Annotated in this window: 8 protein-coding genes; 2 read left to right on the top strand and 6 right to left on the bottom strand. The window is 71.7% G+C overall.

Features of this window, described 5'->3' with window-relative positions; all coding sequences use genetic code 11:
- Positions 1-190: 190 nt before the first annotated feature.
- The 6 genes from pknB to FS885_RS09335 form a co-directional block, all read right to left on the bottom strand.
- Positions 191-1,996 carry a Stk1 family PASTA domain-containing Ser/Thr kinase gene (pknB, locus tag FS885_RS09360; protein ID WP_144744796.1) on the bottom strand — a complete coding sequence of 602 codons (1,806 nt, stop codon included), beginning with the start codon at positions 1,994-1,996 and terminating at the stop codon, positions 191-193.
- A 171-nt stretch (positions 1,997-2,167) separates the two neighbouring features.
- Positions 2,168-5,074 (bottom strand): FtsW/RodA/SpoVE family cell cycle protein, encoded by a 2,907-nt coding sequence (locus FS885_RS09355; RefSeq protein ID WP_144744795.1) that lies wholly within the window; start codon positions 5,072-5,074, stop codon positions 2,168-2,170.
- Entirely contained in the window at positions 5,074-6,579 is a 1,506-nt protein-coding gene (locus FS885_RS09350) for a Stp1/IreP family PP2C-type Ser/Thr phosphatase (protein WP_186365847.1), read from the bottom strand. The genes FS885_RS09355 and FS885_RS09350 overlap by 1 nt, the downstream gene beginning before the upstream one ends.
- Positions 6,576-6,989 (bottom strand): FHA domain-containing protein, encoded by a 414-nt coding sequence (locus FS885_RS09345; protein WP_144744794.1) that lies wholly within the window; start codon positions 6,987-6,989, stop codon positions 6,576-6,578. The genes FS885_RS09350 and FS885_RS09345 overlap by 4 nt, the downstream gene beginning before the upstream one ends.
- Before the next feature lie 5 nt (positions 6,990-6,994).
- Positions 6,995-8,092 carry an FHA domain-containing protein gene (locus tag FS885_RS09340; RefSeq protein ID WP_144744793.1) on the bottom strand — a complete coding sequence of 366 codons (1,098 nt, stop codon included), beginning with the start codon at positions 8,090-8,092 and terminating at the stop codon, positions 6,995-6,997.
- Positions 8,089-10,050, bottom strand: a complete 1,962-nt coding sequence (locus FS885_RS09335) for a serine/threonine-protein kinase (protein WP_186365846.1) — start codon at positions 10,048-10,050, stop codon at positions 8,089-8,091. Before FS885_RS09335 ends, FS885_RS09340 begins: the two co-directional genes overlap by 4 nt.
- A gap of 256 nt (positions 10,051-10,306) precedes the next feature.
- Here FS885_RS09335 and FS885_RS09330 point away from each other — a divergent pair, with 256 nt between their 5' ends.
- Complete coding sequence (locus FS885_RS09330) at positions 10,307-10,501, top strand: hypothetical protein (RefSeq protein WP_144744791.1); 195 nt, start codon at positions 10,307-10,309, stop codon at positions 10,499-10,501.
- A gap of 42 nt (positions 10,502-10,543) precedes the next feature.
- The coding region (gene dnaX / locus FS885_RS09325) for a DNA polymerase III subunit gamma/tau (RefSeq protein WP_144744790.1) at positions 10,544-12,830 on the top strand (2,287 nt) is incomplete at its 3' end.

Genomic DNA, 12,830 nt, shown 5'->3' with positions numbered 1-12,830 from the left:
ATCTCCACCATTCCTTCAACTGGGAAAATGCCGCCCCCGGGGCCCGGATAGGACCTCGGGGGCGTTCGGTTAACTGCGGGAGCGTGCCGTCAGCTCAATGTGTTCGGTTGGGATCGGAAATCAACCCACATGCGATGACGCGGGCCGTCAGGGTCTGGTATGCGCGGCCGGGGTGCGGCCGGGGCGCGGCCTACTGCGTGGCCTCCTCGTCGCCGTTGCCCGTGGTGGGCTGCTCCGGCGTGTCGGGCGAGGTCGGGCTCTCGGGCTCGGGTTCCGGCTCGGGCGCGGGCTCCGGCCCGAGCGATACCACGATGGTGATCGTGGTGCCGGGCTTCTGCTGGCCACCGGGGCTGTAGCTGATGACGTAGCCCGCCGAGACGCTCGAGCTGTAGCGCTCCTCGACGTCGAAGCCGAACCCGGCGTTGCTGAGCGCCGAGGTCGCGGCGGAGCGGCTGTCGCCCGTGACGTTGGGCACGGCGACGGTGTCGGGGCCGGCCGAGATCTTGAAGTTCACGACGGTGCCCTTCTCGACCTCCTCATCGGCGGCAGGGCTCTGCTCGAAGACGAGGCCCTCCTCCTCGTCGCTGGCCTCGGTCGTGCCGGCCGGCGTGAGCCCGGCGTCGCGGAGGGCGTTTTCGGCCTCCTCCTGCGTCATGCCCATGATGTGGGGCACGGGCACGGTCTCCACGGGCTCGGGGCCGCGCGAGATGGTGAGGTCGATGCTGTCGCCCTCGTGCGCGGTCTGGCCGCCGCTCGGTGTCTGGCCCATGACCTCGCCCTCCTCGTACTCGTCGCTATAGCCGTGGTCGACCTTGTCGACCTCGAGGCCCACGGCCTCGATGGCCTCGCGGGCGTCATCCTCGGAGTAGCCCAGGACGTTCGGCACCTTCACCGTGGCGCCGCCGCCGAGGGTCGTGAGTGCGATGAAGGCGATGATGCCCACGATCGCGATCGCGGCGATGACGCCGGCCACGATCTTGCCCTTGCCGCCCTTGGGCTCCTCCTCGTAGCCCGCGCCGCCCGAGCGGCCCGCCATGGACGAGGCCTGCACGGTGGTGCTGCCCGCGGCGGGGCGCACCATGGCCTGGGTCTGCTCGCTCATGACGCGGGTCTCGGTCGCGCCCATGCCGCCGGCGGGCACGGCGCCGAGCACCCGCGTGGGCTCCGGCACGTCGACCGTGCGGCCGGCGAGGTAGGCGTTCAGCACCTGGCGCAGCTCGTCGGCGGTCTGGAAGCGGTTGGCCGGGTCCTTCTCCATGCACTTCAGGATGATGCGCTCAAGGTCGGCGTCGAGGTTGGGGTTGAGCTGCGACGGGGGGACGGGCAGCTCGTTGACCTGCTTGAGGGCGACCGATATGGCGTCGTCGCCGTCGAAGGGCACGCGCCCGGTGGCGCACTCGTACATGACCACGCCGAGCGAGTAGATGTCGGAGGTGGGGCCGAGCTCCTGGCCGCGCGTCTGCTCGGGGCTGACGTAGTGCGCGGTGCCCAGCACGTTGTTGTCCTGCGTGAGGTGGCTGTTCTTGGCACGCGCGATGCCGAAGTCCATCACCTTGATGTTGCCGTCGGGCAGCACCATGATGTTTTGCGGCTTGATGTCGCGGTGGATGATCTCGTGCTTGTGGGCGACGGAGAGCGCGCCGCAGATCTGGCTGCCGATCTGCGCGACCTTCTTGGGGTCGAGCGCCCCGTGGCTGCGCACGCCGCTCTTGAGGTCCGTGCCGCGCAGGTACTCCATGACGATGTAGTACGTGTCGCCGTCCTTGCCCCAGTCGTAGACGCCCACGATGTAGGGGCTCTGGAGACCGGCCGCCGCCTGGGCCTCCTGCTTGAAGCGCGCGGCGAACGTGGCGTCCGCGGCGTACTGCGGAAGCATGATCTTCACGGCGACCGTGCGATCGAGCACCTGGTCCTGCGCGCGGTAGACGGTCGCCATGCCGCCTGAGCCGACTTTGTCCTTGAGGAGGTACCTTCCCCCGAGCACCTGCTGCACCATCTGACTAGCTCCTAACAACCTCTGCGTCCGCGCCCGTGCGCGAGGCGGACGTGATTACCTCGTATCCCCGATGCGCGCCGTGCGCCCTGAAGGGCGCGGGCGCGTCCGGCACCGGGCTCGGGCGAAGCGGCGCCCGTGCCGTCGCGTGTGCGCTCCCCACCGTCATGCGCATCAGAGCCCCTGGGCGGCGAGCGCCGCGGCGAGGACCTTGCCCGCGACCGAGGCGGCCGAGTGCCCGTGCTCCGAGTAGTCCTCGATCACCACGGAGATGGCCACGGTCGGGGTATCGTACGGCGCGAAGCCGATGAAGGTCGAGTTGGTGTGCTCCGAGGAGGTCTCGGCGGTACCGGTCTTGCCGGCGACCTGCACGCCCGAGACGCTCGCGGCGCCGCCCGTGCCGTTCTGCACCACGCCGAGCATCGCCTCGGCGACCTCGCTCGCGGTCTCGGCGCTCACGGCCTGGCCGAGCGAGCGGGTCTCGGTGGTGGAGACCACGGTGCCGTCGGGCGAGAGCACCTGCTGCACCACGTAGGGGTTCATCACGATGCCGTCGTTGGCGATGGCGGCCGCGATCACGGCGTTCTGCATGCAGGTGACCTGCGGGCCGGGCGTGTGGCCCTGGCCGACGGGCTGGCCGGCGCCCGCCCAGGCGAGCTCCCACTCGGTCATCTCGTCGGGCTCGGGCATGATGGAGGGCGTGGTGGTGAAGTCCTGGCCGAGCGACTGCCCGAAGCCGAAGGCGCGCGAGAACTGCACCATGCTGTCCGCGCCGGTGGCGACCGCCACCTGGCCGAAGGCCGTGTTGGCCGAGAGCTCGAATGCGCGGCGCAGGCTCACCGTGCCGAAGTTCAGCCGGTCGATGTTGGTCACGTCGGCGCCGCCGATCTCGAGCGCGGAGGGAGCGTCGTACTCGGAGTCGAGCGTGGTGGTGCCCGTCTCGAGCGCCGCGGCGAGCGTGACCGCCTTGAAGGTCGAGCCGGGCGTGTAGAGCGCCTGGGTGGTGCGGTCGTACTCGGAGGAGTCGGACGACCCGCCCGAGCGCACGGACTCGATGTCGGTGTTGTCGTAGGTGGGCGAGCTCGCTTTGGCGAGGACCGCGCCCGTGCGGGGGTCGAGCACCACGATGGCGCCCGTGTAGCCCTGGAGCGCCTGCTCGGCGGCCGTCTGGATGCGCGAGTCGATGGTGAGCACCACCGAGTTGCCCGGCTGGGCGACGCCGGCGAGCGACATGAAGGCGTTCTCCCAGCTCGAGTAGTCGACCGAGCCGGTGAGCGTGTCGTTCATGGTGCTCTCGACCCCGGAGGCGCCGTAGCGCGTGGAGTAGTAGCCCACCGTGTGCGCGGCGAGGTTGCCGTTGGGGTAGGAGCGCGCGTAGGTGCCGTCGCCCTGCGCCACGGACTCGGCGAGCGTCACGCCGTCCGAGGTGATGATCGAGCCGCGCTGGATATAGGCCTGGCGCGCGATGGTGTGGTTGTTGCCCGGCATGGTCCGGTACTCGTCGGCCTTGACCACCTGGATGTAGGTGAGGTTGCCGATGAGCACCGCGAACACGGCGGTGAACAGGAACACGGTGCTGGTGAGGCGCTTGGCGAGGGCCACGCGGCCGAGCACGCCCGACTCGGGCGTGTCGAGCAGGCGCCGGCGCATGCGCGAGCCGGGGCGCGCGTGCGAGCCGCCGAGCGAGCCCGAGGAGCCCGGGGTGCGCTGGCCGCCGAAGATGCGCGTGCCCACGGCGCTGAGCGCGGGCGAGCCCGCGGCGGGCATCTGGGGCGCGTCGGGCAGGGCGGTCATGATGCCCGTGCCGGTGAGCTCGGTCTCGCGGCCGGTCGCCTCGTCGCCGGCGCGCATGAGCAGCGCGACGATGATGAAGCTCGCGAGCAGCGACGAACCGCCCGCGCTCATGAAGGGCAGGGTCACGCCGGTGAGCGGGATGAGGCGGGTTACGCCGCCCACGATGAGGAAGGCCTGGAACGAGATGGCGGCGGTGAGGCCCGTCGCGCTGAAGGCGGCCAGATCGCTCTTGGCGCGCGCCGCGGTGGTGAGGCCGCGCACGGCGAAGAGCATGAAGAGCAGAAGGATCGCCGCGCCGCCGAGGAGCCCCATCTCCTCGCCGATGGCGGAGAAGATGAAGTCGCTCTCCACGACGGGGATGGTGGTGGACATGCCGCGGCCGATGCCCGTGCCCACGAGGCCGCCGTCGGCGAGCGAGTAGAGCGACTGCACGAGCTGGTAGCCGGCGTTCTGCGGGTCCGAGAACGGGTCGAGCCAGATGGCGAAGCGCGTGCGTACGTGCCCCATGAGGTGGTACATGCCGAAGCCGCCGATGGCGAGCAGCAGCACGCCGATTACGACGTAGGAGATGCGCCCCGTCGCCACGTAGAGCATGATGAGGAAGAGCGTGTAGAAGAGCAGGGCGCTGCCCAGGTCGCGCTCGAAGGCGACCACGGCGAGACAGATGCCCCACACCACGAAGAGCGGGGCCAGAAGCCTCAGGCGCGGGACCTTGAGCCCCAGCACGCTGTGGTTGGAGATGGAGAGCAGCTCGCGGTTCTCGGCGAGATAGCCCGCGAGGAAGAGCACGATGAAGACCTTGGCGAACTCGCCGGGCTGCACGGTGAACGAGCCGATCTCGATCCAGAGCTTGGAGCCGTAGCGGTCGACGCCCACGAAGATCGGCAGGAGCAGAAGCACGATGCCCACGAGACCTAAGGTGTACTTGTAGCGCTTGATGATGTCGAGGTTCTTCACGAGCGCGAGCGTGCCCACCATGAGGGCGATCGCCACGAAGAGGTAGACGATCTGGCTCATCGCCACCGACGAGTCGAGCCGCGTGATGAAGGTGATGCCCGTGCCCGAGAGCGCGAACACGATGGGTAGGATCGCCGGGTCGGCGCCGGGGGCCAGGAAGCGCACGGCGATGTGGGCCGCCGCGAAGCCCGCGAAGAGGCCGAGCGGCACGGCGAGCGTGGTGAACGAGAGGGCCGCGCCCGTGGTCACCACGTAGAGGGCGTAGAGCAGCGTCACGGGGAACGCGGCGCCGATGAGGAGCATGAGCTCGGTGTTCCTGCGGCTACCCATCAGGCATCGCCTCCTTCGGGAGCGCCCGCGGCCGGGTCCTCGGCGGGCGCCGGGGCGGCCGCGGCGGCATCACCCTCGGCCGGGGTCTCGGCGGGTGCCTCTGCCGCGTCGGCTTCGGCGCTGTTGCGCAGGGCCTCGGCGTCCTGCGCCTGGCGCGTCATCTCGGCGTCGATCTGCTGGCGGTAGTTGGAGAGCGTCTCGCGCGCCTCGTCCATGCTGCCCTGCGGGATGCCCGCGCGCAGGCGGTTCTGCGTGTCCTCGGGCAGGTCCTCGATATCGATGGTGGTCGAGTCGGAGAGCCGGTAGAGGTCGATGCCCATGAAGCTCCCCGGTATGCCGGAGTAGATGGCGACGCACCCGTCGGAGACGCCCAAAAAGAGCGAGTTGCTGATGGTGAAGAGCGCGATCGCGCCCGCGAGCAGCACGGCGGCGAGCAGGCTCGCGCCGGCGATGAGCACGTTGCGCTTGCGGCGCCGCACGAGCTCGCGCATGCGCCCGTCGTCGACCACGTCCACGACGACGACCGTCACGTTGTCGCCGCCGCCCGCGTTGAGCGCGGCGTCGACCAGGTTGTCGGTCGCGACCTGCGCGGTCGGCGACTGGGAGGCGATGGACTCGATCTCGGCGTCAGAGATCATGCTCGAGAGCCCGTCCGAGCACAGGATGAGCCGGTCGCCCTCGACGATGTTCAGCTGGAAGTGGTCGGCGTACATGGCCGGGTCCGAGCCGAGCGCGCGGGTGATGACCGAGCGGTTGGGGTGCACGCGGGCCTCGTCGGCCGTGATCTCGCCGGCGTCGACGAGCTCCTCCACATAGGAGTGGTCGTGCGTGACGCGGATGAGCGTGCCCTCGTGCAGCAGGTAGGCGCGCGAGTCGCCCACGTGCGCGATGGCCATCGAGGTGCCCTCGATGCAGGCGGCCGTCGCGGTGCAGCCCATGCCCGCCTTGCCGAGCCCGTTCGCGGCGGCCTCGATGATGGCGGAGTTCGCGGCCTCGATCGCGGCTGCGAGCCGCGCGGGGTCGGCCTCCTTGGGCGCGAGCTTGGCGATGGTCTCGACCGCGATGGACGAGGCGACCTCGCCGGCGGCGTGGCCCCCCATGCCGTCGCATACGCAGAAGAGCGGCGACTGCACCAGGTAGGAGTCCTCGTTGTGATTGCGCACGCAGCCCACGTCGGAGCGGGCGCCCCACATGAGCGAGGTGGTGGTGCCGGCGTCGTAGGTCGAGTCGGTGTCGATGCGCTCCTCGGTGATGGGCGCGAAGCTCTGCGTGGAGCCGGGGTCGGAGAGGTGCGCCTCGACGAGCGAGACGTCGATCTCGGCCGTGGTGTCGGGGCGGGGGAGCGGGCAGGAGGGTCCCTCCGGGGCCGCGGCAAGCGGCTCCCCGGCAGGCGCCGCGGCGGCGTCCGCCGGCTGCGCGGCGTGCGCCCCGATGGCCGTCCCGCCCGGGGCGTCCGGCGCCAGGGGCTCGTCGCCCCGGGGGTGGATGTGCTCGTCAGGCATCATCGGCGGTTCACTTTCATCACGACGTCGCCGATCTGCACCTCATCGCCCTCGCGCAGGGTGGCGGGCTCGACGAGCGGGCGCCCGTTCACGAGGGTGCCGTTAAGCGAGTTCAGGTCCTCGATGATGAGGGCCGGGCCCTGCAGCGAGAAGCGCGCGTGCGAGGCCGAGACGAACGGCTCGTTGATGCAGATGTCCGAGCTGGGCGAGCGGCCCACGATCACGGGGCCGAGCATGTCGACGTGGATGCCGCGGATGCCGCGGGGGCCCTTGTCGACGTCGATGGTCCAGATGGCGGAGTCGCGGCGCTGGCCGCGCACGAGCCCCACGCCGGTCTTCATGACGGCGAACAGGAAGATGTAGAGCAGCACCACCAGGACGATGCGCCCGATGAACAGGATGATGTCGATCATGGGCCTCAGCTCCTGAACTCGAAGGTGGAGAGGCCGAAGGTGAGCAGGTCGCCGTCGCGCAGCGGGCAGCGCGTGATGCGGCGGTTGTTCACGAGGGTGCCGTTGGTGGAGTTGAGGTCCTCGATGGACCAGTCGCTACCCGTGGCCATGAGCTGGGCGTGGCGGCGCGAGACGTTGGGGTCGCGCAGGGCGACGTTGGCGACCGCGCGCTCGCGGCCGACGATGCACACGGGGCCCGCGACGTCGTAGGTGTCGCCGGTGACCACGTCGACGAGCTGAGCCGTCGCCTGGACGGGCGAGGGGGCGCGGGTGCCGGCCATGTTGGCCGCGACGCTCGCCACGCCGAGCGCGGCACCCGTGGCGGCGGCCCCGCCCACGCCGGCCATGGCCTCGCGGGTCATGGTCTTGGGCACGGGGATGGGCTGTGCCGGGTCGGCCTCGAGCGGCGCGAAGGGGTCGGGCACGGCGTCGGCCAGGTTCGAGGCGACGCCCGCCGCGGCGCCGGCGGCCATGGCGGCACAGGCGACGCCCGCGGCGCTGCCGGCGGGGTTGGCGTTCACGAGCGGGATCTGGGGCATGGCGGGACGCGCGGCGGCGCTCGCGGCACGCGGCTGGGCCTCGGACATCCGCGGCTGCTGGCGCGGCATGGGTGCTTCCTTGCTGCGGTTCATGGCCTCGTTGCTGTGGAAGTTCTGGGCGAGCCCCTTCTGGTAGGCGCGCTCCTCCTCGTAGAGGCGGCCGAGCGTGGGGGCGTCGACGTTCTCGGCGAAGACCGAGAAGCGGCCGGCCTTGAGCGCCGGGTCGATCATGAAGCGGACGAGCGGCTCGCCCACGAAGACGTAGCGCTTCTTCTCGGCCTGGGCCTTCACGAACTCGCTCACCTCGCGCGAGAGCTCGGGGTAGTACGGGGCCATGAAGGAGTCGTCGTCGCCGGAGATGAGGATCGTGTAGAGCGCGGGCGCCGTGTTGACGCCGTTCACCACGAGGGTGGCGTCCTCCATCTCGTGCGCGGCCTGCTTGGCGAGCTTCTTGAACGAGAACGGCGCGCGGGCGGCCCCGAAGATTCCGGCCACGCGGTCCTCGAAGAGGTTAAGGAAGTTCACGATCGATCACCCTCCGGGAGGTCTCTGGAATAACCTAGCGCATACACATACGTGCAGACGATTATAGAGGATAGCGCGCCCAGCCCGAGAGCTATGGCGATTCGCGCGGTCTTCACGCTGGCAATTTCCACAGGGTTTGCAAGACAGAGCAGCAAAACGACCATAATCGCCGGGAGCGCGCAGGCGCCCGCGAGCAGGGCGTTGCCGCGGGATTCCTCGCGGGCACGCGCGTGCCGGTCGAGCAGGAGCGCCGTCGCCGCCGCGGCGGCCGCGGCGAGCGCGGTGGAGACCCAGAGCGCCGGGTCGGCGAGGGCGCTCGCGGCCGCATCGAGGCCGAGCTCGCCTGCGCCCGCGAGCGCCGTCTGGAAGAGCCGCGCGAACGGGATGCCGAGCGCGCAGGTCGCGGCGGCGGGCGCGGCGGGGAGCGAGCAGGCGGCGAAGGCCGCGACGGGGCCTGCCGGCAGCGCGGGGTCTCCGGTCGCTGCGGCAAGCGCCGCGAGCGCAGCGAACACGGCCGAGCTCGCCGGCATGACGCGGCCCCAGGCGTACCACCAGCCCGCGACGAGGGCGATCGTGAGCACCACGGGTACCAGCGCCGAGACGATGGGCGTGGCGCCGAGCACGAGCATCGCGAAGCCGGTGACCACGAGCGCCGACCCGATCGCCGGGGCGATGGCCGCCGCCGCGCCGATGGCGGCCGAGGCCGCGACGAGTGCGACACCCTCGGCGAGCCCCATGGCCTCGAGCAGGCCAGCCGCCGCGCAGGCGACGGAGAGGCCCGCGACGGCGCCCGTCACGACGGCCCGCGCGCGGTCGGTCCGGCTGCCCAGCCAGCCCTTCGCGGGGTCGATCTCCCACACGCGGTCGCGCCGCGCCGGGGCGGCCTCGTCGCCCGCCTCCTCGTCCACGTCGTCGGCGGTGAGGCGCGCGATGATGCGCGCGAGGCTGCGGCGCCCCTCGCGGACGCTGCCCAGGTGCGGCAGGAACCGGTCGCCGAACTCCGCGACGCCGGCCCAGCGGTCGTCCGCGTCGGGCGCGAGGGCGCCGATCAGCGCGTCCTCGCTGTTCTCGGGGATGTCGGCGAGCAGGCTCGAGGGGTAGAGCACGCCCTTCTCGATGCGCTTGAGCGAGTCGGCGGGCGTGCCGGCGCGAAACGGCGCCGTGGCGCAGAGCGCCTCGTAGAGCACGGCGGCGAGCGAGAACACGTCGCTGCGCTCGTCCACGGTATCGCCTGCTAGCTGCTCGGGGGCCATGTAGCCGATCGTGCCGCCGCGCGCCCCGCCGAAGCCGGCGGCGCTCGTGAGCGTCGCCATGCCGAAGTCGGTGAGCTTCACGTGGCCGTTGCGGTCGATGAGCACGTTGCCGGGCTTGATGTCGAGGTGCAGCACGCCGTTCTCGTGCGCGAAGGAGAGCGCCTGGACGAGCGCGTCGGCGATGGCGGCGGCCTCGTCGTAGGTGAGCGAGTTGCCCTCGACGTCGGCGAGGAACTCCTCGAGCGACATGCCGTCGACGTACTCCATCACCAGGTAGGCGTACGCGTCGTCATAGGTGAAGTCGATGACCGAGACGATGTTGGGGTGCTGCAGCAGGCTCGCGGTGCGCGCCTCGGCCAGCGCCGCGGTGCGCGTGCTCTCGGGCGCGGTGCTCATCGGCGAGGAGAGCGGGATGCGCTTGATGGCCACGCGCCGCTGCAGGCGGGTGTCGAGGCACACCTCGACCGAGCCGAAGCCGCCTGTGGCGCGGGTCTCGAGCGGGCGGTAGCGCTTGAGGAGCGACGACGCCGTGGCGCCGGGCGCCTGCGGGCGGGACGCGGCGCGGCGGCCGAGCGGGCCGTGCTGTGTGCGTGCGCCCTCGGGCCCCTGCGCGGCACCCTCCGCGGGCGCGCTCGCGGCGGCACCGGGCCCGCGCCAGACGGGCTGGCGCCCAGTGAAGGGGTTGTGCGGCGGGAACAGCGGCATGGGCGGCATGGCCTTTCGTGCGTGTGTGGTGTGTTTCGGTATGCCTACCGGTTATGGTACCACGCCGCAGCCGCAGGCGTCCGAGCGGCCCGCTCGGCAGCTTGGCATTCCCTTGAAGGAGCGCCTCGGCCCCGTCCCTTCGCGATGGAGATGCCCTCCGCGCCCGCGCGCCGGGGTATCATAGTGAGACGCTGCCGAGGCCCTCGGCAGCGCCGTGATGGAACCCGCGGAACCCTTGGATGGAAGGACGCTCAGCATGACCGACGAGCAGCGGCTTGCCGCCTACGACGCGTTCGCCCGGGGCGTCCGCGAGGAGCTCGTCCAGATCGGCGAGCGCATGGACGACCTGCGCGCGCAGGACAAGGTCAAGACGGCGACCTGCCGCCAGCTCTTCGCCGCGCGCATCACGCTCAAGGATATCGACCGTCGCCTGCAGGAGCGCGGGCTGTAGCGCCGCGCCCGCGCGACCGCCCGCATCGAGGAGGAGTGGCACATGGAGTCGCTGTATAGGAAGTACCGCCCGCTCACGTTCGAGAGCGTCGTGGGGCAGCAGCATATCGTCTCCACGCTCGAGCACGCGGTCTGCGAGGGCAGGCTCAGCCACGCCTACCTGTTCTGCGGCCCGCGCGGCACGGGCAAGACCACCATGGCGCGCATCCTGGCGAAGTCCCTGCTCTGCGAGGGGGCCGAGGAGGCGCGCGCCCAGGGCGGATCGGGCTGCATGCCCGACGGCACCTGCCCGGAGTGCACGGCCATCGCCGAGGGCACGCACCCGGACGTCTACGAGCTCGACGCCGCGTCGCGCACCGGCGTCGATAACGTGCGCGAGGAGATCATCAGCTCGGTGAACTTCGCCCCGGTGCGCGGCGCGTTCAAGATCTACATCATCGACGAGGTCCACATGCTCACCACGCAGGCGTTCAACGCCCTGCTGAAGACGCTCGAGGAGCCGCCCGCGCACGTGGTTTTCGTGCTGTGCACGACCGACCCGCAGAAGATCCCCGAGACCATCCTCTCGCGCTGCCAGCGCTTCGACTTCCACCGCATCGGCAACGCCGACATCGTGGGCCGGCTCGCCTACATCTGCGAGCAGGAGGGCTTCGCCTACGACGCCGAGGCGCTCGAGATCGTGGCCAAGCACGCGCGCGGCGGCATGCGCGACGCGCTCTCCACGCTCGAGCAGCTGTCGGTCTTCGGCAACGGCTCGGTGCAGGCAGCCGACGCGCGCTCGCTTTTGGGCGAGGTGTCGGGTGCGGTGCTCGAGCAGTTCAGCGAGGCGGTCGCCGAGCGCGACGTGGCGCGGCTCTTCGGGCTCGTGCGCACCCAGGTGGACGAGGGCAACGACCTCATGGAGCTCACGCGCGACCTGGTCGCGCACATCCGTGACGTGTACATGGTGCGCGTGGCCGGCGCCCGTCCGGAGCTGTTCGAGGGCGGGACGGCGGATGTCGACGTGCTGGCGCGCGAGGCCGAGCTCTTCGGCAGCGCGGACCGGCTCGCCCGTGCGCTGACGGTGCTCGACGACGCGGCGCTGGAGATGCGCTCCGCGGCGGACACGCGCCTGGTGCTCGAGATCGCGCTCACGCGCCTCGCACGGCCCGAGACCGACCTCACCCTCGAGGCGCTCGTGGAGCGCATCGAGCGGCTCGAGGCGCGGCTCGCGTCCGGTGTGCCCGCCTCGCCGCTCGACGCTGCGGGGCTGCAGTCGCTCGCGGGCGGCGCCGCTGCCGCTTCGGCGAAGGCCGCTCCTGCGGCGGTACCCGTGGCGGCTCCCGCCCCGGCGGCGAAGCCCGCGGCCGTCGAGGCCGCTCCGGCGGCGGAGTCTGCACAGGCGGTGGAGTCCGCGCCGGTATCCGCCCCCGAGCCGGTCGCTGCCGCTCCGAAGCCCGCTGCTTCCGCGCCTGCGGCGCCCGCCTCTGCACCCGCGCCCGCTGCGGCACGGCGCCCGGTCGAGACGCCGGCCTCCGCTCCTGCCCCGGCTGCCGCTCCCGCACAGAAGGCTCCCGCCGCGGTTGTCCAAGACGCCCCCGCGAGCGCCCCGACCGCTCCCGCGCCGGCGGCGTCTACCTCGGTCCCGCCGGCCTCCGCCGCCTCGGTTGCCGCCGCTGCTGGCCCGACGACGCCCGCCGTCACCGACCAGGGCGAGCTCCAGCGCAAATGGCAGGAGGTCGTGCGGCGCGTCGTTGCCGCCAAGCCGTCGTGCGGCGCGCTGCTGCAGAGCGCCCGCGCCACGGCGGACGACGGCGCCGCGCTTACCGTGAGCTTCCCGGCCGGGTCGAACTTCGCGATGATGATGGTCGCCCGCCCGGATACCCAGAGCGTGGTCCTGCCCCAGGTGACGTCCGTCTTCGGCGGTCGCTCGGTGCGCTACGTCATGGACGACGTCCCGGCCTCCGCGCCGGCGAAGCCCGCCGCCCCTGCTTCGGCGCCTGCCCCGGCGCCAGTTGCCGCGGCGCCTGCCCCGACGGTGCCTGCTCCCGTCCCCGCTCCTGCCCAGACGGCGCCGTCGGCCGCCGCTCCCGAGGCCGTGGCGCCCCAGGCGGCTGCGGTGCCGGAGCCTACGCCTGCTCCGGTTCCGACTACCCCCAAGCCCGAACCCGCCCCGGCGCCTGCCGTCGACCAGACGAGCGGCCCGACCTTCATGCCCGAGCCCGGCGACATCGACGAGCAGCGCCGCGCCTGGGAGAACGAGCAGGTGCCCTACGACGACGCCGCGATCGCCGCGTACGAGGAGGACGACCTCCCGCCCTTCGACATGCCCGCGCCCGAGCCCGCGGCGC

This window comes from Enorma burkinafasonensis, assembly GCF_902150035.1.
GTDB lineage: Bacteria > Actinomycetota > Coriobacteriia > Coriobacteriales > Coriobacteriaceae > Enorma > Enorma burkinafasonensis.
Note: the sequence above shows the minus strand (reverse complement) of the source record. Positions and strands in the feature narration are given on the sequence as shown.